This window comes from Rhizobium lentis (assembly GCF_017352135.1).
GTDB classification, from domain to species: Bacteria; Pseudomonadota; Alphaproteobacteria; order Rhizobiales; family Rhizobiaceae; genus Rhizobium; species Rhizobium lentis.
In genome coordinates this window covers 776031-801826 of sequence record NZ_CP071454.1, presented here as the reverse complement: position 1 = coordinate 801826, position 25796 = coordinate 776031, and the positions used below count along the sequence as shown (strand labels likewise).

The following is a 25796-nucleotide window of genomic DNA, read 5'->3' as shown; positions in this document are numbered from 1 at the left end:
GAGGGCCGCCGCTGACGCCGTTTCCTAAGCTGATGTTGCTTTGCAGCATTGTCGCCGGCATGTTATGGCCGGCGGGTCGTCGGGCGGAACTAGGAATCGATGAGAAACATAATTTACTGGATTCTCTCGGCGTTTCTGACTTTGGCCATCGCGATCGTGTCGCTGCGCTATGTCACAGACTTCTGGCTGCTGTCTTTCATCTACAGCTTTCAGATTCACCTCGGCGTCGCATTCGTCGCCGCCAGTCTGCTCATCCTGGCCATCCGGAGACACGCCTACGGCTTTGCCCTTCTCTTCGCTGCGTTGCTTCTCACCGCGCACGGCGTCGTCATGCTGCGCGAATTTGGCGGGGAAGGCAGGGCGACGGGCGCGGCGCCGCTTTTCCGTCTGATGTCATTCAACGTCGCGATCGACAACTGGAAAAACTCGACTGCCATCGCCGACATGGTGATCGCTTCGAATGCCGACGTCGTCAATCTGCTGGAAGCCAAGCCGCTGACGTTCCATCTGCAGCGATTGTTCAAGGTCTATCCCTATCATATCGGCTGCGACAACGGCAAAGATAGCTGCGATACGCTGGTGCTGTCCAAACGCCCCTTCGTGACCCGGCAGGTCACGAGCATCGGCAGCCTCAGGAAAGACAGGCTGGTTGTCGCAGGAGTCGATTTCGGCGGGCACACCGTCAATCTCGTCTCGGCGCACCTGACCAAACCCTATTTCGACGATTACCAGGTGGAAGAACTGGAGGATCTCGACAGGGCGCTTGGTCAGATCTCAGGTCCGCTGGTGCTGGCCGGCGATTTCAATTCGTCCTCGATCGCGCCCGGCATCCAAGCTTTCCTGCGCAAGCAGAACCTAAAGACGATGGCGCCTGAACCGGCGACATGGCCGATCGCCGCCGGCTGGTTCGGGATCGCCATCGATCATATATTCGGGCGCGCGCCGCTTCATCTGACGTCACTGAAACGGCTCGATGACAATTTCGGCTCCAACCATTCAGGTCTGATCGCCGAATTCGTTCTCGAAAGAGATGGCGAAACGGCGGCGGCACGATAACCGGTAAAGTAATCCCAGGCCGAAATCAGAATCTGGTTCGGCCGCCCTTCCGATCGATCATCTGAAAATTCTTGCCGTCAGTCTTCACGCTGACGCAATCGGTCGATTTGTCGGGAAACCGGACACACACCCGGCCATTGTCTATCTTATAGCCATTCTTGCTGCCCTCGCGATATTCGTAGCCATTGCTGCTTTCTTTCAGCTCCGACGTGCCGGGCAGATGCTGACGGATTTCCGTCTCGGTTGCGGCGCGCATGTTCGCCGTTTGGGCAGAAGCCATCGCCGGCAGCATGATCGAAAGAAATCCGGCTAGGGCGGGCAGGGTACGCATCAGAGGACATCTCCTGTCAGGTCTGTCGGCATGTTCATTCTACGAGAATCTCGGGAGAGAGTTCAACAGAGATGGTGGTCACGCCGGGAGCGCCGGCAGACTGACTTTAGCCTGCCGTTCCGGGCGCCTATTTACGTTCTTCCGAACTCGTCGACAATGCGGATGATATCGTCTTCGCCGAGATAGGAGCCTGTCTGGACCTCGATGAGCTCGAGGACGATCTTGCCGGGGTTGGCGAGACGGTGGACTTCCCCGAGCGGGATATAGACGCTTTCGTTCTCACGCAGCATCCGCACATTCTCACCGACCGTCACCTCGGCGGTGCCCTTCACGACCACCCAGTGCTCGGAGCGATGGTGGTGTTTCTGCAGCGAAAGCTTCTTGCCCGGCGTGACGAAGATGCGCTTCACCTGGAACCGATCGCCGTTGAAAATGGAGGTGTAACCCCCCCAGGGTCGATAGGATGTCGGATGCGTTTCGGTGAATTTCGCGGTCGTCGAGGAGGAGGCCAGCATCTTGACCAGTTGCCCGACATTCTGGCTGTCCTTGAGCGGACCGACATAGACGGCGTCCTCGCTGGCGATGACGGCGACATCCTCCATGCCCTGGACGGCAAGATGCACGCCATGCGTCATGACCAGCGAGTTGCGGGTATTGACGACGGTCGTATTGGCGGCGGCGACATTGCCGCTATCGTCGCGTTTGCCCGACTTCCAAACGGCATCCCAGCTTCCCATATCCGACCACCGAAATGGCGAGGGGACAACCGCGGCTTTCGAGGTCTTTTCCATGATTGCATAATCGATCGATATATCGGGGCTCTTGGCGAAATGATCGGCGTCGAGGCGGGTGAAGTCGAGGTCGCGGCTTGCCTTGGAAACAGCCTTGCTTGCTGCCTTCAGCACCTCGGGCGCGTATTCCTGCAGTTCGGCAAGAAGTTCCGTGACCGGGAACATGAAGATGCCCGAGTTCCAGTAGAAGCCGCCATCGGCGAGCATCCGCTGGGCTTCGTCCAATGCCGGCTTTTCGACGAAGCGGCTCACCTTGTGAGCGCCATTTTCGAGCGCATCGCCGATCTCGATATAGCCATAACCCGTCGCCGGCTCGGTCGGGTTGATGCCGAAAGTGACGAGCCTGCCGCCTGCCGCCGCCGCGCGGGCGAGGCGGATGCAGTCGAAATAGCTCTTGTCGGCGAGGATCTCGTGATCCGAGGCGAGCATCTGGATGATGGTGTCCTTGCCAAAGAGGTCGGCGGCAAGCGTTGCAGCGGCAGCGACTGCCGCGGCAGTATTGCGGGCGACCGGTTCGAGCAAGACGGCGGCAAGCGGGATGGCAAGCTCGCGCGCCTGCTCGGCGACGAGAAAGCGGAACTCCTCATTGGTGACGACGATCGGAGCTTCATAGATCTGGGGATCGGACACGCGTTCGAGCGTTTCCTGAAACAGCGTCTTGTCGCCCACGAATCTGATGAATTGTTTCGGGGCGGTGGCACGGGAAAGCGGCCAGAGCCGCGTGCCTTTGCCGCCGGCCATGATCACGGGAACGATTTTCTGCGTCATAGGCGAGTTCCTTTAAACGGATTATTCGTCGCATGTTAGCGGGCGGCTGCCCAGCTTCTTATACTGTCGAGCCCGCTATGCAGCAGGTCGAGGGCTGCGGATTCGCTGCCGGCTTCCACGTAGCAGCGCATTTCCGGCGCATTGCCGGACGGGCGGAAATGGATAATCCCGCCATCCCCCAGCGTCACTCTCAGGCCGTCGATGTCGGATTTTACCGCCACTTCGCCGATCGGCTGCAGGAAGAGGCGAAGATTTTCATCCGAAGCGCGCAGATACGCCATCAGCGCTGCGCTCGTCTCTACCGGAAAATTCTCCAGACGGTCGGCCGCGGCAAAAGGCAGGCGATAGGAGGCGGCAATGGCGGAGAGCGGCTCTCTGCGAATGGCGGCGAGCGACAGGATCGCGAGCAGAGGGATGAAGCAATCGCGTGTCGGCAAGGCGCGAACGCTCCGGCCGTTGATGTCGAAGGGGGTCGCGGTCAGCAGCCCGCCATTGGCTTCGAAGCCCATGACGTGATCCTGCCCTGCGGCCACGGCCTCTTCCATGCCTGTTATGACGAAGGGAGAGCCGACACGGGTGCGCTTGACGGCGAAGGACCCTGCTGTCTCGATGCCGGAGTTGGAGGTGACAGGGGTTACCACCGTACGGGCTCCCAAGAAGTCGGCTGCCACCAAGCCGAGAAGGTCGCCGCGCAGCGGCGTGCCGGTTTCATCCGCGACAAGGGGCCGGTCGCCGTCGCCATCGGTCGAAACGATTGCATCGAGCTTGTGCTCGGATACCCAGCGTCTCATCAGCGTGATCGTGTCGTCGGACACGGCTTCCGTGTCGACGGGAATGAAACTCTCCGACCGCCCGAGAGCGACGATCTCGGCACCGTAATGGCCAAGAACGTCGACCAATAGGTCGCGGGCGACGGTGCTGTGCTGGTAGACGCCGATCTTCAAGCCGGACAGCGCGTCTTGTGGAAGCAGGGCGGCATTGCGTTCGAAAAAGAGCTGCCGGCAGATCGCCTCGTGTTCTTCCGTTTTGGCCGGCGCCTCGGCTAGCGCTTCGCCGTTTCGCTCGATCTCGGCTGCCTCTGCGGTAATCGCCGCCTCGTCCGATTTGTCGATCTCACCGTCCGGGCGATAGAATTTGATGCCGTTGCGGTCCGCCGGAATATGCGAGCCGGTGACCATCAGGCATGCGGCCTTGCGTTCGAGGCCATAAAGGGCAAGTGCCGGTGTCGGCACATTGCCGCAATCGAAGATCCGAAAGCCGAGTGCCGTCAGCGCGCTGGCGCAATTTGCCGAGATTTCAGGACTTGAATCGCGAAAGTCGCGTCCGATCAGAATAATGTCGCCGGCCCGGGCCCTGCCGGTCTGCAGCAGATATTTGCCGAACGCCGTGGCGTAGAGGGCGGAGGCGCGTCCCTTGAGTTCGACTGAAAGTCCGCGAAGCCCACTCGTGCCGAATTTCATATGAAGACATATCCCCGATTGTCACGATAAATTCTACTCAGCCCGCTAGTCGGCGTAAATACCGAAGCGGGCATATAGTTAAACACGGACGATGACGTCTCGAACAGGCTCTGCATCTCATTCGCCAGTTATCGCTGGCTGGGACTGCCGCGGGACCGACAGGCATTGCGACATCAGCCTATTTTGTTAGAACCGTGTGTCCGCCGTTTCATCCTATGCTGAAGGTTTTCTGATGAGCGATACATCCGTCAGTCTCGAGGAGAGCTGGAAGGCCGCGTTGACGGGGGAGTTTTCCAGCCCCTATATGCAACAACTCAAGTCCTTCCTCGTCGCACAGAAGCAGGTCGGCAAACGGATATTCCCCAAAGGCAGCGAATATTTCCGTGCTCTTGATCTGACGCCGATCGCCAACGTCAAGGCCGTCATCCTCGGCCAGGATCCCTATCACGGGCTCGGGCAGGCTCACGGCCTATGCTTCAGTGTCCGGCCCGGGGTGCGCATACCACCCTCGCTCGTCAATATCTATAAGGAGTTGGAAACGGATCTCGGCATAGCACCGGCGCGCCACGGTTTTCTGGAACATTGGGCAAGGCAGGGCGTACTCCTGCTGAACAGCGTGCTGACCGTCGAGGAAGGGCAGGCGGCAGCCCATCAGGGCAAGGGCTGGGAGCGCTTCACCGATGCGGTGATCCGCAAGGTCAATGACGAATGCGAATCCGTCGTCTTCATGCTTTGGGGTTCCTATGCCCAGCGCAAGGCCGCCTTTGTCGATACGGCGCGGCATTTGGTGCTCAGGGCGCCGCATCCATCGCCGCTGTCGGCTCATAACGGCTTCTTTGGCTGCAAGCATTTTTCCAGGGCGAACGCCTTTCTGCAGTCCCGCGGTCGGGCGCCGATCGACTGGCAATTGCCGGCAGATCCTCATGGCGCCTGAAGTGAACGCAAATTGATCATCGTTCACTAAAAGAAGACAATGCGTTTTAGTCCGCAGGTCTGGTCGGAAGGGAGTTCAGCGCGCATCTTAGCCTCATCGAAAGCCCGCAGCGGCGGGCAATGAAAGGGGTCTTAAATGCTCGATCAGATCAAGGGTCTGCACCACGTCACGTCGATGGCGGAGGACGCCCGCACCAACAACCAGTTTTTCACCCATGCACTCGGGTTGCGCCGTGTAAAAAAGACGGTGAATTTCGACGCGCCTGATGTCTATCATCTCTATTACGGCGACGAGACCGGTGCGCCCGGCACGATCATGACCTACTTTCCGTTCCCGAAGATGGCGCAAGGCCGTCCCGGCACGGGCGAGGTCGGCACGACGGTATTTTCGGTTCCGCAAGGCTCGCTCGGCTTCTGGAACGATCGTTTTGCTGGCCTCGGTGTCGGCGGCCTGAAAGCCGAGGAAAGTTTCGGCGAAAAGCGTCTGAACTTCTCCGGCCCCGATGGTGACGGCTTTGCGCTCGTCGAGGTCAAGGACGACGCCCGCCAGCCCTGGACCCATGGGGGCATCAGCGAGGATCACGCCATTCGTGGCTTTCATTCGGTTGCCATGCGGCTGAGAGACGAGGGCGCCACGGCCGAACTGCTAAGGTTCATGGGTTATGAGGTGGGCGAGGAGAGGGATGGCGTCAAGCGGCTGATCAAGCCTGATGGCAACGGCGCGCATCTCATCGACCTTGAGACCATGCCGAACATTGCCCGCGCGCTTCCCGGCGCCGGCTCCGTCCACCATGTCGCCTTCGCTGTCGAAAACCGCGAAAAGCAGCTCGAAGTGCGCAAGGCGCTGATGGACACCGGCTATCAGGTCACGCCGGTGATCGATCGCGACTATTTCTGGGCGATCTATTTCCGCACGCCGGGCGGCGTGCTGTTCGAGGTCGCAACGAACGAGCCCGGCTTCGACCGCGACGAGGATACGGCCCATCTCGGTGAAGCCCTGAAGCTGCCGCACCAGCATGCCCATCTTCGCGCGCTGCTCGAACAGCATCTGCAGCCGCTCGAGGGTTAAGGGGAAAACGATGACTGAAAACGGATATGTGCACCTGCTGCATGCCGGTGCACCTGACAAACCCATGCTGGTCGTGCTGCACGGCACCGGCGGCGACGAAAACCAGTTCTTCGAATTCGGCCGGCGCCTGTTGCCCGAAGCGACTGTTCTCTCGCCGCGCGGCGATGTTTCAGAATACGGCGCGGCGCGCTTCTTCCGCCGCACCGGCGAGGGCGTTTACGATATGCCCGATCTTTCCCGCGCGACGGAGAAAATGGCGGCCTATGTCGAGGCGGTTGCCGGGGAATATCGGGCTTCCGCGATTCTCGGGCTCGGTTTTTCGAACGGCGCAAACATCCTCGCCAATGTGCTGATCGAGAAGGGTATCTTCGACGCTGCGGTTCTGATGCATCCGCTCATCCCGTTTAGACCGGAAGCCCGGTCGACGCTTGCGGGAAGAAAAGTGCTGGTGACGGCGGGGCAGCGGGATCCCATCGCTCCCGTCCCCGTGACCGAAGCACTGTCGCAACACCTGAAAGAGCGCGGGGCCGACGTCAGCACGGTCTGGCATCCCGGCGGCCATGAGATTGCTCCGCTCGAAATCAATGCGGTGCGTGAATTCTTCAGTGGCTATTGATGAAGTGCCTCAATTCGTGCGAGGTGATTGTGGGGCCGGCAAACGCCGGTCCCACATCCTTGCTCAGCAGGTGGTCCTGTCGGCGTCCTCGACAGGACGCAGGCGCTCTAAGGGCGAGGAGGATATTTGCCCCTGATTGCCTTCATGTAAAAATTACCCGGCGATTCCGCCATCGTCAGACCGACGACGACCCCCTTGGGAACGCCTTCATATTCTCGTCTCTGACCGTTGGTCAGATAGACCCGTAGATGCCGGCTGTCTTCGTCGTAGGTAATCGCCTCGATAAGTTTCGAATCAACCGCAGTTTCCACTTTGAACCCCGCAATTTTGGATCTGAGATTCTTGATTGCGAACGTCGTTCACGCGCGCAACGCATCATCATTATGCGCCGCCGCAGGGCCGTCAAGCGCGATAAGCTTAAACGTTCATTTTTTTGTGATGGCTCTCGCTATAGTTGATTTTTACAGCTTTTTCGCAGACCTTGTCTGTGGAAATCCGGTTACCGGCAATTCTGTAGCCCGGAGAATGAGTGACCGGTACAGCTGCTGACGGGACGAACAAGATGATTTAACGCCGGATTAACCAGCATATACCAAAATGCAGCGTAATATTGGCGGTGAAACCTTCCCGATATCAATGAAGACAAGGGCGTTTCTCGGGGCAGCAGTTGCGCTGCCGCGGCAAAATGCCTGAGCGGGACCGGCACTTTCAGGCGGGGGAGCGACGCGATGGTCGAAGATTGCGACCCGGTGGCTCGACGCGGCGATCGGGGCGCGCAGGCGGTGCTGCAATTGGTCTCCGATGATGTCGTTTCGAATGCGGCGGCGTTGCGAGTACAATGTCGACGAGGCCGTGATCAAGCCAATTTCTTTTTGAACATTGAGCCTCATGCCGGATTGGATAAGAAATGGATCGCTTCCGAAGAACCTCGCGTTCGGTCGGATCTCGTAAATGGGTTACATGTTTAACTATCTAGGGCCGTGGCGACAACAGATACCGATACTGGCCGGTAACCGCAAAGGACGTGCTCGGCTGACGTTTGCCGAGGGAGAATTCGCTGCGGTCTACGCCATGAGCGATATTCACGGCTGTTATAACGAGCTCGTCGCGGTGCATCGCCGCATCGAGGAGGATGCCGCGCGCATAGCCGGACCGAAACTCATCGTCATGCTCGGCGATTACGTCGATCGCGGGCCGGATTCGAGCGCGGTGCTGGAATTCCTCAGCAAGGGCCCGCCGCCGGGGTTTCAGCGTTTGGTCTTATGCGGCAATCACGACGCGGAACTGGTGAAGCTCTATCGCAAACCGGCGCGCATTTTCGAATGGCTGAGCTTTGCTGGAACCGAGACGCTGCAGTCGTACGGTATCGATATCGACCATTTGTTGCAGTCGGCGGCCGGAAACGAGGCGATCGCCCGCGTCATTCACAACATGATACCCGAGCGGCATATCCAATTTCTGGAATCACTGCCGGTCATGCTGCAGATGGGAAGGGTCCTTTTTGTCCATGCGGGCGTCAAGCCGGGCGTCGATCTCAAGAAACAGAAGGACCTTGACCTCATGTGGATCCGCCAGCCCTTCCTGGATGAAGGACCGCAGCTTCCCTTCTTGGTGATCCACGGGCACACACCGGCGCGAATCCCGACATTCGGACCGCAGCGCATCGGTATCGACACCGCGGTGTCGGCAACCGGCCGTTTGACCGTGCTGACGATCAAGGGAACACGGGTCGGCATCCTTTAGACACAGAGAACATGGCACGATCGGAAAAATCGCCGCCATTTTGCGCCACCCCCTCCAAAAACGAACGCCGCGGGAGCTATGCCCCGCGGCGTCAGAACGTTCACATATCGACGAGGCGCCGTCAGGCGTCCTGGTAGAGATTGGTGCCGATACCGGTATAGGTAAAGCCGTGTTTGCGGATCTCGTCACTGCGATAGATGTTGCGCAGGTCGACCAGGATCGGGGCGCGCATCGACTGCTTCAGGCGATTGAAATCGAGCGCGCGGAACTGGTTCCATTCGGTGACGATGACGAGGGCATCGGCGCCGGCGGCGGCTTCATAAGGGCCATTCGCATATTCGATGTTCTCGATGACCTTGCGGGCATTCTCCATACCCTCAGGATCATAGCCGACAACCTGGGCACCGGCATCCTGCAGCGTCTGGATGATGGCGATGGCCGGGCTGTCGCGCATGTCGTCGGTGTTCGGCTTGAAGGTCAGTCCGAGGATGGCGACTTTCTTGCCGCGAATGTCTCCGCCGACGGCCGAAATGACCTTGCGGCCCATCGCCCGCTTGCGATTGTCGTTGATCGAGATCGTCGTTTCGATCAGACGGACCGGCGCATCGTAATCCTGCGCCGTCTTGGCAAGGGCAAGCGTATCCTTGGGGAAGCACGAACCGCCGTAACCGGGACCGGCGTGCAGGAACTTCGAGCCGATACGGCCATCGAGACCGATGCCGCGCGAAACGTCCTGAACGTTGGCATCGACCCTTTCGCAGAGATCGGCGATCTCGTTGATGAAGGTGATCTTCATGGCCAGGAAGGCGTTGGCTGCATATTTGATGAGCTCGGAGGTGCGGCGGCTCGTGAAGACCAGCGGAGCCTGGTTCAGGTAAAGCGGACGGTAGACTTCGGTCATCGTCTCGCGCGCCCGGTCGTCGTTCAGACCGACGACGATGCGGTCGGGACGCTTGAAATCCTCGATCGCCGCGCCTTCGCGCAGAAACTCGGGATTGGAGACGACGGCGACATCCGCCGAAGGATTGGTTTCCCGCACGATGCGCTCGACCTCGTCTCCCGTGCCGACCGGCACCGTCGACTTGGTGACGATCACGGTAAAACCTTCAACATAGGTGGCAATCTCGCGTGCAGCCGCATAGACGTAGGAGAGATCGGCATGGCCGTCGCCGCGCCGGGACGGCGTGCCGACGGCGATGAACACGACATCGGCGCCACGAACGCTTTCGCCGACATCCGTCGAAAAGGACAGGCGGCCGGTGCTGGTGTTTTCGGCGACCAGCTGATCGAGACCTGGCTCGTAGATCGGAATGCGGCCTTCGCGAAGAGCCTCGATCTTGCTCAGATCCTTATCGACGCAGATGACGTCGTGGCCGAAATCCGCAAAGCAAACGCCTGAAACGAGGCCTACATAGCCTGATCCAATCATCGTGATGCGCATATTTCCCTCAAATCATTAGAGTAGAACGTCATGCTGCGTCGCAGCATGGGTCCCGTCATACTTAATCTGAGCGAAAAGACAATATCGAAGATCGCCTGGTCGCCCACGTCGGAAATCCAACCCAGGGCACCTGCAACTCGCTGTCAGCTACCCTGTCGACAGCGAAAGCATAGGTTTATGTGAGCGATATGACAAGTCGAGCCGCTCATGGAGCAGGCTCGACCTCAAACCGAAACAGTGAAATTGATTATTGAGACGTGGGCGTTCCGAAGACTGCAGCCGTGCCCGTCGTCACAGCCGATACCAGACATAAGGGTCTGTATCCGATTGAATTTTATCCCAGCGCAGATCCGTATCGCGCCAGTTCTTGATGCTGCTTTTCCTGTTGTCGAGCACCAGGTCGCCCTTATCGGTCCTGACCACCAGGACGGCATGTCCTTCCCCCGATGGCGTATAGGCGGTCGCGATCCGCAAAGCGCGCGATGACCAGCCCATCGCCATCAGCCGGCTGCGCTTGGTCAACGCGAAATCCTCACAGTCGCCGCTGCGAACATTGACCTTCCAGACATCACCGTTGAGCTCGTTGCGAGGGTCGTTCCTGCCGATCATCGTCCGATTGACGCTGTTGTTCACATTCTTCAGCTGCAGCATTTCCTGTTCCGTCAGTGCGATGACCGCCAGACCATTATTGTCGCGGCATTCGGCGGGGTTCTGGGCGCAGAACAGCACCTGGGCGAAGGGCGCAACGATCTTTCCTTTTTCGGAGACATAGCTAACCGCTGGACTGCTGGTCAGACCGCGGGCAACACCACCGGGACCGGCGGCAAATGCCGAGCAGGCATTGCCCGCTGTAAAAGCCAGTGCCAGAAGTGTAACGAACGTTCTCTTCATCTCTAATCCCCGTTCAGGGCAACCGATTGAGATCAGGCTTGCCTTTTGTCTCAGTCAATGGCATGGCGATTTAGTGATCCGCCAAGTATTGGGCGCAGGAAGTCTGTCCCGTTTCTGCTGCCTGAAGGAGCATAATCGGGCCGTGTCTCGATTGGCTTAAGGCTTTCGCGACAATTTTAATCGTTGTGGAATTCTGTTGCACTTTAGCACGCAAGCGCTTGATATGCAACTTATGTTAGTACGAGTATATTAGCCGTGATGGTTGTGGTCTTCTCGTGTAGCCGCTGGTGAGTGAAGTCTAATGTTGCCCAAACTCATCAACAGGGAGATCTTGCGGGAGGCGATCCTCGTTGCTTTCATAGCGCTCGTGATATTGACGCTGATTCCGTTCGGAAGCGTTACACCCTTTCCCTTCGCATTCGCTGCGATCGGAATGTTTGCTCTCGCCATCCTTTCGGGATTGCTGTTTACGGAGCCAAGGCAAAGCAGATGGGTGTTCCGCATTGCCTTGTCTGTGCTCGTCGTGCTGACGGGCTGGACGTTTATCCAGGCGATCGAACTGCCGGCCCATTGGCTGGCAAACCCTGCCTGGAGCGCTGCGCGTGATCTGGCAGGTGTCCGATATGCGGCGATCTCCGTCGAACCCGCCGACACGTTTGCCGCGATTCTCTGGGTGGCGCTGCCCTTCGTGACGTTCCTGACCGGGCTGATTTTGTGCGATACCGATCAACGAGCGCGGAAGGTGCTAGCCGGCCTCGGGCTTGCCGCAGGCAGCATGGCTGTTTTCGGCCTGCTGCAATTTTCGATGTTTCCCAACGTTCTGATCGTCATCGAAAAACACGCCTACCTCGATAGCCTGACGGCGGTTTTCGTCAACCGCAACACCGCTGCGACCTTCCTCGGGCTGGGAACGCTGCTCATGCTAACGCTGGTGAGGGATATTTCCCGCGCCTATTCAGTCCATCCGCCTGGCGAGCCGGGCAGACACGTTCTGCTCTTGAGAACGTGGATCTACATTCTGCTCCTGTGCGCATGTTTCACCGCGTTGATGCTGAGCCGATCGCGCGCCGGGATATTCGCCACCTTTGTTGCCGCTCTCATCTATTTTCCGTGGCTTGTCATCAATTGGAACAGCTCGAGGCGCTATTTCAGACCGGCGCCGAGATGGCGTTCGATGTTGAAGCTTGTGTCGGCGGTCCTCTTCGTCGTCGTCTTGCTGATGCTCTTTGCAGGACAGGCGATTTTGCGGGCGCAGGAACGGCGGCTCGAGGATGACGATCGCTTCTGCATCCTGCCCGGCATATGGCGTGCCATTTCGGATCACTGGTTGACGGGAACGGGTCTTGGAACCTTCCGCACCGTGTTTTCTGCTTACCGCGATCCGGCCTGCGGCATCTTCGGGATCTTTGACCGCGCCCATAATTTTTATCTCGAAGGATTTCTGGGACTCGGGGTAGTATTTCCGGTTCTGGCGCTTCTGACTTTCGCAGTACTTGCCAAGATTTTTTGGCGCGGGCTCGCCGAGAGACGGCGCCAGAGGCACTATGTCCTGCTCGGCCTGGCAGCGACGGTTCTGGTCGCTCTCCATGCCGCGGTCGACTTCTCGCTGCAAATACCGGGTTTCGCGGTGTTTTTCGCCGCCTTCCTAAGCGCCGTCGTTGCCATTAGTCTCGGCCGCAGTCGTGGCGAAACGGACCGCCCATATGGATGACCGGAAGGCCCCAACGAATTAAATGAATGGAATTTATGAAGATTTTTCGAAAATGCGGATTGATTGGGGGCTGCGGGTTGACTCTCAAACGCAAGAGATTTTATAGCGGACCCAGCCTTTAGATTATTTCCGGCGTCAGAGAGCCGGGCTGAGGCCGTTCGTTTGCTGAAGGCTCGGCGTTGCCGGGCTGCCACAGTTAGAGAATCATAAACGGCATTCGGTAATTATTGATCAGGGATTGTCTTGTAATTTGTCCGATTGCGGAGCAGTAGCTTCAAGGGCGTCAACACGGGTTATTCTATGGGTTGTTTTCCTGTCGGTAGTACACGCGTCGCCATTGTTGTAGCGCTAACGAGTATATTGGCAAGCTGCACGTCATTGCCAAGATCCGGTCCCGATCATAAAGATGTCGATCGAGGGGCGGCGGTAAAGGTAACAACGAAGGAGCGTCGCGTCGGTATCGACTACGCCCTGATTGATCTCAGCAAGAACGTCCTGTCCTATTTCACGACCCCGCAGCCGACCTCCTTCAAGGGTTTTGGCGGTGGTCGCGGCGGTGCGCCTGAAATTCCGCTCGGTTATGGCGATGTCGTCGAGGTTGCGATTTTCGAAGCTCAGTCCGGCGGTCTCTTCATTCCCTCCGACGCCGGTAGCCGGCCCGGCAATTATATCTCTCTGCCTGCTCAGACCATTGATAGAAACGGAACGATCACGATCCCCTATGCGGGTCGCGTTCCGGCTGCCGGTCGCCTGAAGGAGACCGTCGAGCAGGACGTCGAGGATCGTCTGGCCAGTCGCGCAATCGAGCCGCAGGTGGTTATCACCACGACGACCAACCGTTCCAGTCAGGTGGCCGTGCTCGGTGACGTCAACAATCCTCAGCGCGTCCAGATCAGCCCGGCCGGTGAGCGCATTCTCGACGTCATTTCCGCGGCGGGTGGTTTGACGACCAATAACATCGAAACCAACGTGACGCTGCAGCGCCGCGGCAGAACGGCGACCGTCGCCTACAATACGCTGTTGAAAAACCCGGCGGAGAATATCTATGTCGCGCCGGATGATACGATCTCGGTCGATCATGAGCGCCGTACGTTCCTGGCGCTCGGCGCCGCCGGCGTCAGCGGCCGGTTCGATTTCGAAGAGTCGGATCTGACGCTCGGGGAGGCCATCGCCAAGGCGGGCGGCCTGCGCGACGATCGTGCGGATCCGGCCCAGGTCCTGCTCTATCGCCCCGTCCCCAAGAAGACGCTTGCAGCGATGCATGTAGATACAACGCGGTTTGCGGGCGATACGGTTCCGGTGATTATCCGCGCCAATCTTCGTGATCCGGCAACCCTGTTTGCCGCCCAGCAATTCAAGATGGAAGACAAGGATATTATCTATATTTCCAATTCGGACTCTGTCGAATTGGTCAAGTTCCTTGACATCGTAAACTCGGTATCGTCCACTGTCGCCGGAGTAACGGACGACGCCAACGATACCCGTAACGCGATACAGGATCTTGGAAATTGATTGAGATGGCCGGCGTTGATCACAGATGATCAACGCCGGCAGCCTTATGATGATAGCGGATTTGATTAAGGAAATCGTGGTTATGGCAAGGTCGGAAGTTTATCGTAAGCTTGCATATAGCGGAATTGCCGTCGCGATGTTTGCCGGCATGAATTCGAGCGCCCTTGCGGCAGCTTGCCTTGGTCCCGCAAACTTAACTTCCGTCGATGTAAGCGGATTTACGGCCAATCCCGCCGTTCTGCTTGATATGTCCGATGCGTTGGTTCTGTCGTCGCGTGTTCGTGCGCTGGTCGGTAGCAGCAACGATGCACTGGCGCCGGTGATCGAGCAGGCCCGGAAAGCGAATGCAGCACAGATGACGGCGATCGGTGCCGGCCTTGGGCGAGCGGCAAACAGCTGTCAGGTGTCGGATCCGCAATTCAAGCTGGCGATCGAGAAGGCAGTTGCTGAAGCTGCCAGCGCCGATCTGAATCTGGCGCCGCTACTTGCGGCCTTTGCGAAGGTGCTGGCCGAAGGCGGGACCGCGGCTCTCGGCCCCAGCGCAAGCGCTGCTGCCGCAGCAACCGGCATCGGCAATGACGGTCAGGTTGGACAAACCGGCCCGGGATCAGACGATGGCACGCCTTTTGACGGCGCCGCGACAACTGCCGGTACGCTGGTCGTTTCGAACGCCAGCTCCGACTCCGACTCGTCTTCGAGCACGACTACGTTTGTCAGCACGAATGGGGGAGGCCAGTCGTCGACTGACACCACGGAGTCGACGAGCCAGAGTGTCCCGGTCACACAATAGCTGGAATTGCCTGTAGATCTTAGCGCTTGACGCCTTTGTTGGAGATCGAAATTGCTGTCGCCAGATAAACTTACGCCGCGTATCGACGCCTCCCGCGATACAGGAAACGAAGCTGATTTCATCGATTTCGACAAGCTGATCGCAATCGTTCGCCGGCAATGGCGGATCGTAGCGGTGTGCGCTTTCGCCTTTGCCATTCTTGGTGTCGTCTATGTCCTGACTGCGGTACCGGTCTACACGGCTGAGACCAAAGTGCTGATCGACCGCAGCGACAATCAGATGATTAACCAACTGGCGGCTTTCGGCCAGCTAGACGATGACGAAGGCACGGTCCTCAGCCAAGTCGAGCTGCTGAAGTCCGACACGATCGCTTATGCGGTCGTCGACAAGCTGAAACTTGTCGATGATCCGGTGTTTACGGCACAGAAGAACTCGCTCTTTTCTGTCGCAACGCTGAAATCCCTGGTCAACTTTCGCTCCTGGTTTGCCGACGACGGGGCCGCTGCTCCCGATGCGGAAATGAAGCGGCGATGGGCTGCGGAAACCGTCGCCGGAAATATCGATGTCGAGCGTGTCGGCAAATCCTACGTCCTCGACGTCAGCTATACCTCGCAGTCGCCGGATATGGCGCGAGAAATCGCCGCCGCCATCGCTGATGTTTATCTGGTTGATAAGCTCAATTCGAAATATGAAGCGACACGCCGGGCCGGTGAGTGGCTACAGGAGCGTATCGAAGAACTCCGGCAGCAGGCGCTGGACACCGACCTCGCAGTGCAGAAATTCCGGAGCGAGCATGGACTTGTCGAGGCAGGATCGGGCACCTTGCTCAGCGAGCAGCAGCTTTCTGAGCTGAACAGCCAGTTGATCAAGGCTCAGGCCGAAACGGCGCAGGCTGAGGCGAAATATACCCGCATCAAGTCGATCATCGAAGCCAAGCAGACCGATGCGATCGTGACCGATGTACTCGACAGCTCGATTTCAAACGACCTTCGTAAGAAATATCTGGAAGCTTCGAAGCTCGAGGCCGAGATCGAGGCGCGGCTTGGTCCCGACCACGTTCAGGCAGTCCGGCTCCGTGCTGAGATGGCCGAATACGAACGGCTCATGTTCGACGAGCTGAATCGCATCGCCGAGAGCTATCAGAGCGAACTCACGGTTGCGCAATCCCGCGAAAAATCGCTGCGCGACAGCGTTGACAAGGCAACGGGTGTGGCCGCAACGGCGGGCGAGACGCAGGTACAGCTCCGCGAACTCGAGCGGACGCGGGATACTTATAAGAACCTCTATCAGAGCTTCCTGGCGCGCTATCAGGAAGCGATCCAGCAACAGAGCTTCCCGATTACCGCCGCACGTATCATCACGACTGCGGAGACGCCGACGAAGCCGAGCGCGCCGAAAAGAAGCCTCGTCATCGCTTTTGCGATGTTCCTAGGATGCGCGTTCGGTAGCGGCATTGGAGCTTTCCGTGAATTCCGCGACCGCTTCTTCCGCACCGGTGACGATGTCAAGGATATGCTCGACGTCGAATCTCTTGGCGTCATGCCGCTGATTGAAAACAACGTCGATGATCCGACGCTCGTCGATCCGGGCAACCCGCGAAGCATCGCCAGGGGCGGCAAGACCACGACCTATGTCGAGGAGCATCCGCTGTCGGCATTCGCCGAGACGCTTCGAAGCGCGAAGATCGCTATCGACATCAGTGCGTCCGATCAGCGCTGCAAGGTCATTGGTGTGGTGTCGAGCTTGCCTGGCGAAGGCAAGTCGACCACGGCCATCAATTTTGCCAAGCTTTTGGCCATGCAGGGCGCACGTTGCCTGCTCATCGACGGCGATATGCGAAATCCAGGCGCGACGCGGGCTATCGGCCGCCACGCGGAAGCCGGCTTGCTTGAAGCGATCGTGGACAACCGTCCGCTGAAGGATCTCATTCTCCTCGATCCCAAGACAAAACTCGCATTCCTGCCGACCGTGGCACGATATCGCGTTCCGCATTCTTCGGAGCTGCTCGCATCGCGCGGCATGGATCAGCTGCTTGAATTTGCGCGTCAAAGCTTCGACTACATTGTCGTAGACTTGCCTCCTCTGGCTCCAGTGGTGGACGCACGCGCCATCAACCCGAAGCTCGATGCGGTCGTGTTCGTGATCGAGTGGGGCAAGACGTCACGGAAAGTGGTCCAGTCGACCCTGTTGTCCGAGCCGGATCTCTACGCGAAATGCGTTGGCGCCATATTGACCAAGGTCGATCCCGCGCAAATGAAGCTCTACCGGACGTTCGGCTCCAGCGAATATTACTATAAGCGTTATTCGCGATATTATACCGAAAGCTGATGCTTGGTGGTCAGTTCGCTTCTGCGACACGGATGGTTTTCCTTATCGTCACCGCAGTCTTTGCTGCGGTGGCCGGTCGGGAACTGTATGCTTCGATAAGAACGGCCAGCATCTCAATCGTCGCGGAGAAGATCGAGCGCGGCGAAACTGTCGCGAACGATGTCGCAGCCAGATATGCGGCGCGCACCATCGAGGTGGTCGACGGGCACTATTGCCGATCCGACATTGTCGCCGCCGGCGTCACGCTCGTTCTGACGCAGCTTGATCGACAGAACGTCAATGTCAATTACGACGCCTGGGCCGCTGCAGCCTCGAATGCGCGCCAATATTTGCGATATGCCCTGTCGTGCATGCCGACGAACAGCAACTTTTGGCTTCGACTTGCGGCCGTGCAGTCGAAAATCGCTGAGGAGCCGGTCGCGATTGCGGAAATGATGAAGCGTTCGGTTGTGCTCGCGCCCCACGACCAAGGAATGATTTTGACACGGTTTTATTTCTGGAACGACTTCACCAGCGTAACGCTTTCCGCGGCAAAGAGTGCGCTTAATAGCGATCTCACCACAATGCTGAAACTTGGCGATCGCTGTATGGTCAATTCCACGATAAAAAAGGTCAGTCCGCAGCTCCGCCCGGTCTTCGATCGAACCTGGGCGAGTGTCGGAGAGGGAGCGACAGCGCGGTTTCGACAGCGCTGCAGCCGGCAGACAGCGAAGCTTTAAAGCCTTTACGTCCTTCCGCTCGCCGCAACATTCGCGATCTTCTATCGACCGAAGCCGCGTCTATAGATGGCAACGCCCGCTGCTTGTGCTGCGGGCGTAGCTTGTTGATCGGGTTATCGATGGTCCGGCCAATGGTCAGACACCGACACCGGAAACGATCTCGGTGCCCGTAATGTTGAGCGTCAGAATGCCGACGTCGGTGTGGCCCGAACCATCGGAGATCTTGTAGTACTGGATGGTTTCCGTGACATGATCGCCCGGGGCGATATCCTGCGTCAGTTCATAGGTGAACTGGCCGTCCGCCTTGACATGGAAGGTGCCGTAAGTGCCATCGATGTCGGTGGTGGCGCCGGGATTCCCGTTTACGTTCGTGCCGGCGAATTGACGGAGGAAGAGCTGGCCGGTGTCGCTGGGAATGTCGTTGTCCAGAGCGTTGCCGCCGATAGCGTCACCTTCGTTGAAGCTGTAATGGTCGTCAACTGCGACCGGCTTGACCTGGGTTACACCCTGAATGTTCAGTGTGAATACGCCAACGTCTGTGTGACCGGCGCCGTCGGAGATCTTGTAGGAAACTCTCTCCTGAAGCAACTCGCCGCTGGTGAAGCCGATCTTGGCGGCGTCGCTCAGCACGTAGGTGTAGCTGCCGTCGGCCTTGACATAGAAGGTGCCATAGTCGCCCTGGATTTCAGTTACCTGGCCGGGCTGCTTGGCGCCGACGCTCTGTTGATCGAAGAACCGCAGGAACAGGTTGCCGTCGGAGGTGTCGTTGCTGAGCAGATTTCCGGAGATAGCGTCCGTTTCCAGAAATGTTGCAGTATCGTCGGTTGCGTGAATAGCCATTAACGTCTCTCCTTGAGATTGATCTTCGCCGGTCATTTTTGAACTTCAGCGAGCGGCTTGATTAAGGGTGCCTTAATACATGGAGTCAAGCGCCTAGTTAACAAGAGATTTATATGTTCGGTGTATTTTGTGATATTGGCACACGCGTAATGGGCATAACGTGATGAAAGTTCTGGGTATTATTGCTTTAACAATAAGTGAATGCTCGGACTGGCTGTTCTCATCTAACGCTTCTTCTGGCTGAAAGAATATTTCTTCCGAAGCAATGAAAGAGAATACAGGAGTCTTCGGCTACTTCAGGTTAAAAAAGTAGTGTAATCACTTTGAGTTATCGTTGTGATCTACAAACATCTAGGGTGGTCTCGAAGTCGGAGCCGCGCATTGGCAAAAACAATGCCTGCCATTTTACTGTAATGTAGCTTTATCAGGTAACATTGGGCGCCGGCGCGGATCGTGCTGAATCATATGTACGGCTTGAGAATAATGGTCCGGAATCGGCGTAATCTTGGTAAACAATTTAGTCGCGGGCGCATTGCAACCTTGTTGCGGCGCAATATGCTGCAGAAATCAAGATGTTTAAGCGTTGAACGGAGAATTATAGCACGATATGACGCATTTTAGTGTTCCATTTTAGCAGGCAGAGAGAGGTCGCCGGCTAGAAGATTTTCCATTACCTTTGGGAGATCGCGGCATGACCGTCTATTACGTGAATTCAGCAACAGGATCCAACTACAATAACGGAACCAGCGAGAGTTCAGCCTTTGCGACATTATCTGCTGTGGAATCCTTGAGACTAAACCCGGGCGACAGCGTGCTGCTTGCTGCCGGAAGTGTGTTTAACGAACAATTCGACTTGAAATATTCGGGCAGCGTCAGCGCTCCGATCACCATCGGCAGCTATGGCATCGGCGATGCGCCGGTCATTCACAGCAGCAACAACGGGATCCACGGTTCCAAGGCTTCGAATATCGTCATCGAAAATATCAAGATCGCCGATACTGGCGCCAACGCGATCTATGCCGGGAGTGTATCGAACTGGATCGTCCGCAACATCGAGGTGTCGAATACCGGTTTGGCCGGGAAGCCCGGCTCGCTCAACTTCCAAAGCAGCCAGAACATCACGATCGAGAACAGTACCCTGACCGGTGTGCATGCCGATGGCATTTGGATGGATAAGGTTAAGGGCATCGTTCTCGTCAATAATACCATTACCAACAGTCAGGGGAGCGTGGCTGACGCCATCCAGCTCAACAACAGCAGCAATATCCTGATCAAGGACAACCATCTTGAGCAGACGGAAACCAACAGCGCCAAGGGTGTTCTGGTGTTGATCCGGGCTCAAGATGCCGTGGTCGAGGGCAATACGCTTATCGGCGGCGGCTTCGGGCTGAGTGCCCAGGCAGGCACGAACATCGCCATCCATGACAATGACATCTCAGGATATGGCGGCTATAGCTGGTCCTACGGCATCGGTCTCGGCGACTCGGGCGATGCGAAAAACTATGATATCAGCGGAAATTACCTGCATGACGGCGTATACGGCGTCTTGGTCAGCGCCGTCGGCAATCCCGGTTATGTCCGCGAGAATATTCTCGTCCACGACAATGTCTTCGACGACCTGTCCTCATCGGCACTGAAGGTCGACAGGTCCGCATCAGGCTCTTTCTATGACAATATCATAGACAGTTCGGTGTCGACGCTGACGATGCCCGCCGCAATCGCCATCCAGAACACGTTCAAGATCGGCGAAAACAAGACGCTCGAGCAAGCCCAGGCCGAGCTCGACAGCGCCGCCGGCAGCACGAGCGACGTTACGCTAGCGAGCAACGAACCGCCACCCGCCACCGCCGTCGGCGAGCATGTAGATGCGCCGCAGATCAACGGCCCTGCGCCCACGGCAGTAACGCCTGCTGCGACCGTGTCTGCCGCCGTCGTTCCCAAGATCGTGGCTGTCCATGACAGCTTGAAGATTTCGGGCGATATCGGCAGCGCCTATCATGGAAATCTTCTTGAAAACGACAATGCGAGCAACGGCACGGTGCTGCTCCGCCGCTTCGGTGACAGCGCCGTGGATAAGCATGGCCTAACGCTGACCGGGAAATACGGCGTGATCCACGTGGAAAGCGATGGCGATTACAGCTACACGGTCGATGCGGCCAAACTCGCCGGGCTCAGCGGTAAGGTCAGCGAATTCTTCCAATACAAAATCTCCGATGGCGCTTCCCATATTGATACCGACAGCCTGAGTGTCTCCATTAACGTCGACGCATTCCACAGCAGCCACGCCTCGCAAGTGCTGGCTTGAAATTGAACCGGATCTGAAGCATTTCCGCGAGCCGCGGAAGTGCTCCGATTCCAGAGGTCCGCCAAGGCCGTCGATACCGTGAGGCTGAAATCACACGCTTACCGATGAAAAATGTTCCGCCGATCCCTGAAACGTGAACTATAGATTGTATTTATAGTTAATACCACAGTAAACGGCCGATCTAAGCCTGCCACACGTTCGCCGTTTTGCGCCGTTATTGGGCGAGTTGCGATTTTCACTTGCTTCGGCCGGTATAATTATCGTAGCGTTAAAGTTAGGGCCCCTGAAATTGTTCGTGATAAATTTGTATTTTCGGTCACTTTTCAGTGGGATTCATGGGCTAAGTTATGGGCTTGCAAGCGGGGGTCGGCACAAGTGCCGGAGATCCGAAGGCAGTCACGCCAATAATCGGGCTTGATGGGCCCGCAACTGCAGTGTGTATCCGCGTATTTGCTGGGTGCGCGATGCGGTAAAAGAGGGATTGTTACGTGTTTCAGAGTTCAACAGCTGACGTCAATGAACCGTCCAAGGCCTTGCGGAAATGCAAAGGGGGGCTGATCTTCATTGGCATAGCAAGCGCGCTCGTCAATATCCTTTATCTCACAAGTTCATTCTTTATGCTTGAGGTATATGATCGAGTTATTCCAAGCAAAAGCATACCGACGCTGGCCGCCTTGGCAATACTTGCTTTAATTCTTTACGCTTTTCAGGGGGCGTTCGAAGTTCTCAGGAGCAGAATGCTCGTTCGCGTTGCCGGTGCGCTTGACGAGATGATGAACGGGCGGGTTTTTCGGGCGCTCGTCAAAGCGCCGCTGAAGGTCAAGATTGGTGGCGACGGGCTTCAGCCCCTGCGTGATTTCGACCAGATAAGAACCTTCCTGTCCGGCATGGGCCCGACCGCGATGTTCGATCTGCCCTGGCTTCCCTTTTATATCGTGATCTGTTTCCTGTTCCACCCGGCGATCGGATACATCGCGATCGGCGGAGCGTTGGTTCTCGCCATCCTGACGTTTCTGACCAACCAGGGCACGCGTACGCTGTCCAAACGGCAGTCGGAAGCCGCCAACATGCGCAACGCCTTTGCGCAGAGCTCGATCCGCAACTCCGAGGTTATCCATGCCATGGGCATGGCAGGCACCATGGCTGAAACCTGGGACCGCAAGAATGCGGAATACCGGAACATTACCCGGCAGGCATCGGATGTCGGCAACGGATATGCGACCCTTTCGAAGATTTTCCGTATTGCCCTGCAATCGGGAACGCTGGCGACAGGGGCAATCCTCGTCATTCAAGGACAGGCCTCTTCGGGTATTATCATCGCGGGTTCCATCCTGACGTCCCGCGCCTTGGCGCCCGTGGAAGCGGCGATCGGAAACTGGCGCGGCTTCGTTTCCGCCCAGCAGAGCTGGGCGCGGCTTTCCAATCTCCTGAAAACAATTCCGGAGATTCCGGCCCCGCTCGCGCTTGCCGCCCCTTCCAAGCAGGTCACGGTCGAAGGCGTCGCCAGCGGGCCGCCGGCCGGCCAGCGGCTGGTCATTTCCGATATCAGCTTCGGGCTGCGAGCCGGGAGCGCGCTCGGAGTCATCGGCTACAGCGCCTCGGGCAAGTCGTCCTTGGCGCGGGCGATGATGGGCATTTGGCCGACGGTCAGAGGATCCATTCGCTTGGATGGCGCTGCGCTCGACCAGTGGGACGGCGACGCGCTTGGCCGGCATATAGGTTATCTCCCGCAGGATGTTGAGCTCTTCTCAGGGACCGTCGCACAGAATATCTGCCGCTTCGCCAAAGAGATGTCGCCGGAGGCGGTGGTTGCCGCGGCGAGGGCAGCGCGCGTGCACGATCTCATTCTGCGTTTACCGAACGGTTATGAGACCGAAATCGGCGAAGGCGGTGCTGCGCTTTCGGCTGGCCAGAGACAGCGAATCGCGCTTGCGCGAGCGCTTTACGGCGAACCATTCCTCGTCGTGCTCGATGAGCCGAATTCCAATCTCGATGAGGAAGGCGAACGGGCGCTGAGTGCTGCGATTATGAGCGTGCGTGCACGTGGCGGCATCGTCGTCGTCATTGCTCATCGCTCCGGCGTTCTGGCAGTCTGTGACTTCGTGCTGATGATGCAGGACGGCAGAATGATCGCATTCGGCCCCAAGGAAGAAGTTATGGCACGGGTCAGCCGACCGGAAGCGGCGCGCGCTCCGATTGCCGAGCGCGTGGCTCAGCTCAAAGTCGTGGTCGACGGCATCAATGCGGCCGAATAGGCCGGAAGGAAGATTGTGAATAAGGTTATCAGTGAATCGAAACGGTCCCTCAACCGACATGTCGCCCTTGTCGGCGCGCTGTCCATTGCGCTGGTTTGCGGCATCGGCGGATGGGCGGCGACGACGGAGCTTTCCAGCGCCGTCATTGGCGAAGGCGTCGTTGTTGTGGACGGCGACGTCAAGAAGATCCAGCATCTGACGGGAGGTATCGTCTCGGAACTTCTGGTCTCCGAAAACCAGCATGTTTCGGCCGGACAGGTTTTGATACGGCTTGATGGAACGGCGACAAGAGCACAGCTGTCGATTGTCGAGAGCACGCTTGCTCAGCTTTATGCGCGCCGCGCCCGCCTGAAGGCGGAGCGGATCGGCGCCGCGTCGTTCGAAGTCGAAGAAAACCTCAGCGATCTGACATCCAGCACCGCGGCGCAGCAGCTGCTCGACGGCGAGCGGAAGTTATTCGACAGCCGCAGGTCAGCGCTGGTCGGAATGAAGAGTCAGCTGGCGTCGCGCAAGGACCAGCTGGGCGAGCAGATCAAAGGCTTGGTCGTTCAGATCAACGCCACCGGCGACTCCCTCGGCTTGATAGAACAGGAGCTCGAAGCCGTCGATGTTCTCTACAAGAAGGGTCTTGTTACACTTCAGCGTTTGAATACGCTCAAGCGCGCCCGCGCCGATCTCCAAGGTAACAGCGGTCAGGAAATCGCTGCAAAGGCGGAGGCTGAGGGCAAGGCGATAGAAATCGACCGACAGTCGATTCAGCTGGATGAGGATCGTCGTTCGGAGATCGCAAAGGACCTGACCGATGTCGAAGCTCAGATCGCCGAAAATGAGGAGCGCCGCGGCACTGCGCTCGATCAACTCCGCCGTCTCGACATTACCGCGCCGCTCAGCGGCCGCGTTCACGAATTGTCGGTGCACACGGTCAATGGCGTTATCGAAGCCGGTCAGACGCTGGGGCTCGTCGTCCCCGAAAACGACGACCTTACCGTCGAAGCGAAGGTCGCCACGCGCGATATCGACCAGGTCCATGTCGGCCAATCCGTCGATGTGCGTTTTAGCGCCTTTGATCAGCGCACGACGCCCGACGTGCAGGCGGTGATCACCTCCATCGCGCCTGACATCGTCAAGGATGAGCGCACTGGGATCAGCTACTATCCGCTGCGCGTCAAGCCGGAGGCTCAGAGTATCGCAAAACTGAAATCGATAAAGCTCTATCCCGGCATGCCGGCCGAGGTCTTTATCAAGATCGGCGATAGGACCGTTATCTCTTACCTGACGAAGCCGCTGACCGATCAGATGCAGCACGTATTTCGTGAGGAATGATGGCGGCCTTCCGCGCTGTTGGCGGCGCATGTCGCAACAAGCGCAAGGCTCACTTTGCGCACTGAAACAGGCGTGAGACCAGATCTTCATGATTGTCTCAAGCCTGATTCAGGTTGGCTCCGCGAAAGCCTCACGAGCCGTTCCAAAAAGGATGTGCTGCCGGGTGACGAATGGCTCCCGCCGAGATATGGTCGCTTCATGATGTGTTTACAGTTTTGGCGAGCCGTGCCGACTGAGAGCCGTTTGGCATGGGGTCCGGTTCTGTTTTTGGCCGGCCTCTTAATGGTTTCAATGACCGGGAAGAGTAATGCCGAGAACCTTGCGCCCGTGAAAATAGTGGCTTTCGGAACATCCCTGACGGCACGCGGGGGATGGCAGCCCCGTCTTCAGACAAGGCTTGCGGCCTGCCTGCAGAGACCCGTAAGCGTCGAGAATGTCGCAAAGAGCGGTGAGACGTCGACATGGGCTTTGACCCAGCTGGATCGCGTCATTGCCGAGCAGCCGGATATCGTTCTGATCGAGCTTTACGCCAATGACGCGACGTTGCACCGGTTCGTGTCGCTGGCGCAAAGTCGAAAGAATATGGGCGTCATTCTCGATCGGCTTCATCAACGCCTGCCGCGGGCGCGGATCATCCTCATGGCAATGAATCCGTTTTCGGGACTGCGGGGGCTGATCCGGCCCTTCGTCGATAGTTATATCTCGGCTCATCAGGCGGAGGCACAAAAACGTGGCCTGGAGTTTGTCGATTACCGGCCCGGCTGGGAGCGCCTGAGTTCGGACGAGCTGGCCGCCGCAATTCCCGACGGCGCGCATCCGCGGCCCGAAAGTGCCTCGAAAGTCATCGTGCCCGAACTCGTCGGACACATTGCCGGCCGCGATTGCAAGGACTGAATCTCCCTGGTCTCGGAGGC

General features: G+C 57.9%; 21 protein-coding genes. 14 read left to right on the top strand and 7 right to left on the bottom strand.

Going from position 1 to position 25796, the window contains the following annotated elements; all coding sequences use genetic code 11:
* Nucleotides 1-99: 99 nt before the first annotated feature.
* A complete protein-coding gene (locus J0663_RS03925; RefSeq protein WP_207243151.1) occupies nucleotides 100-1056 on the top strand; it encodes an endonuclease/exonuclease/phosphatase family protein in 957 nt (318 codons plus the stop codon).
* A 25-nt stretch (nucleotides 1057-1081) separates the two neighbouring features.
* Here J0663_RS03925 and J0663_RS03920 read toward each other — a convergent pair whose 3' ends face one another.
* The 3 genes from J0663_RS03920 to J0663_RS03910 form a co-directional block, all read right to left on the bottom strand.
* Nucleotides 1082-1387, bottom strand: a complete 306-nt coding sequence (locus J0663_RS03920) for a hypothetical protein (protein ID WP_207243150.1) — start codon at nucleotides 1385-1387, stop codon at nucleotides 1082-1084.
* A 131-nt stretch (nucleotides 1388-1518) separates the two neighbouring features.
* Nucleotides 1519-2946 (bottom strand): mannose-1-phosphate guanylyltransferase/mannose-6-phosphate isomerase, encoded by a 1428-nt coding sequence (locus tag J0663_RS03915; protein ID WP_207243149.1) that lies wholly within the window; start codon nucleotides 2944-2946, stop codon nucleotides 1519-1521.
* Nucleotides 2947-2981: 35 nt separating this feature from the next.
* Nucleotides 2982-4406, bottom strand: a complete 1425-nt coding sequence (locus J0663_RS03910; RefSeq protein WP_207243148.1) for a phosphomannomutase — start codon at nucleotides 4404-4406, stop codon at nucleotides 2982-2984.
* A gap of 232 nt (nucleotides 4407-4638) precedes the next feature.
* Between J0663_RS03910 and ung the strand changes: the two genes are divergently transcribed.
* The 3 genes from ung to J0663_RS03895 all read left to right on the top strand — a co-directional run bounded on the left by ung (nucleotide 4639) and on the right by J0663_RS03895 (nucleotide 7024).
* Complete coding sequence (ung, locus tag J0663_RS03905) at nucleotides 4639-5340, top strand: uracil-DNA glycosylase (protein ID WP_207243147.1); 702 nt, start codon at nucleotides 4639-4641, stop codon at nucleotides 5338-5340.
* A 135-nt stretch (nucleotides 5341-5475) separates the two neighbouring features.
* Nucleotides 5476-6408 (top strand): VOC family protein, encoded by a 933-nt coding sequence (locus tag J0663_RS03900; protein WP_207243146.1) that lies wholly within the window; start codon nucleotides 5476-5478, stop codon nucleotides 6406-6408.
* Between the two features lie 10 nt (nucleotides 6409-6418).
* The gene (locus J0663_RS03895; RefSeq protein WP_207243145.1) at nucleotides 6419-7024 is read left to right on the top strand and encodes an alpha/beta hydrolase; all 606 of its coding nucleotides are present in this window, start codon (nucleotides 6419-6421) and stop codon (nucleotides 7022-7024) included.
* Nucleotides 7025-7131: 107 nt separating this feature from the next.
* On the opposite strand, the gene J0663_RS03890 is transcribed toward J0663_RS03895, so the two are convergent.
* Complete coding sequence (locus J0663_RS03890) at nucleotides 7132-7335, bottom strand: KTSC domain-containing protein (protein WP_018446824.1); 204 nt, start codon at nucleotides 7333-7335, stop codon at nucleotides 7132-7134.
* Between the two features lie 640 nt (nucleotides 7336-7975).
* Here J0663_RS03890 and J0663_RS03885 point away from each other — a divergent pair.
* Nucleotides 7976-8767, top strand: coding sequence for a metallophosphoesterase (locus tag J0663_RS03885; protein ID WP_207243144.1), 792 nt, complete (start codon nucleotides 7976-7978; stop codon nucleotides 8765-8767).
* Between the two features lie 121 nt (nucleotides 8768-8888).
* Here J0663_RS03885 and J0663_RS03880 read toward each other — a convergent pair whose 3' ends face one another.
* Nucleotides 8889-10208 (bottom strand): UDP-glucose dehydrogenase family protein, encoded by a 1320-nt coding sequence (locus J0663_RS03880; protein WP_207243143.1) that lies wholly within the window; start codon nucleotides 10206-10208, stop codon nucleotides 8889-8891.
* A 291-nt stretch (nucleotides 10209-10499) separates the two neighbouring features.
* Nucleotides 10500-11099 (bottom strand): transglutaminase-like cysteine peptidase, encoded by a 600-nt coding sequence (locus J0663_RS03875; RefSeq protein ID WP_207243142.1) that lies wholly within the window; start codon nucleotides 11097-11099, stop codon nucleotides 10500-10502.
* Nucleotides 11100-11400: 301 nt separating this feature from the next.
* Between J0663_RS03875 and J0663_RS03870 the strand changes: the two genes are divergently transcribed.
* The 5 genes from J0663_RS03870 to J0663_RS03850 all read left to right on the top strand — a co-directional run bounded on the left by J0663_RS03870 (nucleotide 11401) and on the right by J0663_RS03850 (nucleotide 18159).
* Entirely contained in the window at nucleotides 11401-12810 is a 1410-nt protein-coding gene (locus tag J0663_RS03870; protein ID WP_207243141.1) for an O-antigen ligase family protein, read from the top strand.
* Nucleotides 12811-13110: 300 nt separating this feature from the next.
* Entirely contained in the window at nucleotides 13111-14322 is a 1212-nt protein-coding gene (locus J0663_RS03865) for a polysaccharide biosynthesis/export family protein (RefSeq protein ID WP_207243140.1), read from the top strand.
* Between the two features lie 82 nt (nucleotides 14323-14404).
* The gene (locus J0663_RS03860; RefSeq protein ID WP_207244418.1) at nucleotides 14405-15112 is read left to right on the top strand and encodes a sugar transporter; all 708 of its coding nucleotides are present in this window, start codon (nucleotides 14405-14407) and stop codon (nucleotides 15110-15112) included.
* 51 nt (nucleotides 15113-15163) lie between these two features.
* Nucleotides 15164-17440 carry a polysaccharide biosynthesis tyrosine autokinase gene (locus J0663_RS03855; RefSeq protein ID WP_207243139.1) on the top strand — a complete coding sequence of 759 codons (2277 nt, stop codon included), beginning with the start codon at nucleotides 15164-15166 and terminating at the stop codon, nucleotides 17438-17440.
* Nucleotides 17440-18159, top strand: a complete 720-nt coding sequence (locus J0663_RS03850; protein ID WP_207243138.1) for a hypothetical protein — start codon at nucleotides 17440-17442, stop codon at nucleotides 18157-18159. Before J0663_RS03855 ends, J0663_RS03850 begins: the two co-directional genes overlap by 1 nt.
* Before the next feature lie 135 nt (nucleotides 18160-18294).
* Here the strand turns inward: J0663_RS03850 and rapA2 are convergent, their stop codons facing one another.
* Nucleotides 18295-18999 carry a calcium-binding lectin RapA2 gene (rapA2, locus tag J0663_RS03845; protein WP_207243137.1) on the bottom strand — a complete coding sequence of 235 codons (705 nt, stop codon included), beginning with the start codon at nucleotides 18997-18999 and terminating at the stop codon, nucleotides 18295-18297.
* A gap of 691 nt (nucleotides 19000-19690) precedes the next feature.
* On the opposite strand from rapA2, the gene J0663_RS03840 reads away from it, so the two are divergent.
* From J0663_RS03840 to J0663_RS03825, 4 genes are all read left to right on the top strand, one after another.
* Nucleotides 19691-21304 carry a right-handed parallel beta-helix repeat-containing protein gene (locus tag J0663_RS03840; protein ID WP_207243136.1) on the top strand — a complete coding sequence of 538 codons (1614 nt, stop codon included), beginning with the start codon at nucleotides 19691-19693 and terminating at the stop codon, nucleotides 21302-21304.
* Between the two features lie 488 nt (nucleotides 21305-21792).
* The gene (locus J0663_RS03835; protein ID WP_207243135.1) at nucleotides 21793-23559 is read left to right on the top strand and encodes a type I secretion system permease/ATPase; all 1767 of its coding nucleotides are present in this window, start codon (nucleotides 21793-21795) and stop codon (nucleotides 23557-23559) included.
* A gap of 15 nt (nucleotides 23560-23574) precedes the next feature.
* A complete protein-coding gene (locus J0663_RS03830; protein ID WP_207243134.1) occupies nucleotides 23575-24882 on the top strand; it encodes an HlyD family type I secretion periplasmic adaptor subunit in 1308 nt (435 codons plus the stop codon).
* A gap of 198 nt (nucleotides 24883-25080) precedes the next feature.
* On the top strand, nucleotides 25081-25776 hold the full coding sequence (locus J0663_RS03825) for an SGNH/GDSL hydrolase family protein (RefSeq protein WP_207244417.1): 696 nt from the start codon (nucleotides 25081-25083) through the stop codon (nucleotides 25774-25776).
* Nucleotides 25777-25796: the final 20 nt, after the last annotated feature.

Bases quoted from the DNA above. Each gene is read 5' to 3' on its own strand.
- J0663_RS03925 (WP_207243151.1), top strand. From the start codon at position 100: ATGAGAAACATAATTTACTGGATTCTCTCGGCGTTTCTGACTTTGGCC.
- J0663_RS03920 (WP_207243150.1), bottom strand. From the start codon at position 1,387: ATGCGTACCCTGCCCGCCCTAGCCGGATTTCTTTCGATCATGCTGCCG.
- J0663_RS03915 (WP_207243149.1), bottom strand. From the start codon at position 2,946: ATGACGCAGAAAATCGTTCCCGTGATCATGGCCGGCGGCAAAGGCACG.
- J0663_RS03910 (WP_207243148.1), bottom strand. From the start codon at position 4,406: ATGAAATTCGGCACGAGTGGGCTTCGCGGACTTTCAGTCGAACTCAAG.
- ung (WP_207243147.1), top strand. From the start codon at position 4,639: ATGAGCGATACATCCGTCAGTCTCGAGGAGAGCTGGAAGGCCGCGTTG.
- J0663_RS03900 (WP_207243146.1), top strand. From the start codon at position 5,476: ATGCTCGATCAGATCAAGGGTCTGCACCACGTCACGTCGATGGCGGAG.
- J0663_RS03895 (WP_207243145.1), top strand. From the start codon at position 6,419: ATGACTGAAAACGGATATGTGCACCTGCTGCATGCCGGTGCACCTGAC.
- J0663_RS03885 (WP_207243144.1), top strand. From the start codon at position 7,976: ATGGGTTACATGTTTAACTATCTAGGGCCGTGGCGACAACAGATACCG.
- J0663_RS03880 (WP_207243143.1), bottom strand. From the start codon at position 10,208: ATGCGCATCACGATGATTGGATCAGGCTATGTAGGCCTCGTTTCAGGC.
- J0663_RS03875 (WP_207243142.1), bottom strand. From the start codon at position 11,099: ATGAAGAGAACGTTCGTTACACTTCTGGCACTGGCTTTTACAGCGGGC.
- J0663_RS03870 (WP_207243141.1), top strand. From the start codon at position 11,401: ATGTTGCCCAAACTCATCAACAGGGAGATCTTGCGGGAGGCGATCCTC.
- J0663_RS03865 (WP_207243140.1), top strand. From the start codon at position 13,111: ATGGGTTGTTTTCCTGTCGGTAGTACACGCGTCGCCATTGTTGTAGCG.
- J0663_RS03860 (WP_207244418.1), top strand. From the start codon at position 14,405: ATGGCAAGGTCGGAAGTTTATCGTAAGCTTGCATATAGCGGAATTGCC.
- J0663_RS03850 (WP_207243138.1), top strand. From the start codon at position 17,440: ATGCTTGGTGGTCAGTTCGCTTCTGCGACACGGATGGTTTTCCTTATC.
- rapA2 (WP_207243137.1), bottom strand. From the start codon at position 18,999: ATGGCTATTCACGCAACCGACGATACTGCAACATTTCTGGAAACGGAC.
- J0663_RS03840 (WP_207243136.1), top strand. From the start codon at position 19,691: ATGACCGTCTATTACGTGAATTCAGCAACAGGATCCAACTACAATAAC.
- J0663_RS03825 (WP_207244417.1), top strand. From the start codon at position 25,081: ATGATGTGTTTACAGTTTTGGCGAGCCGTGCCGACTGAGAGCCGTTTG.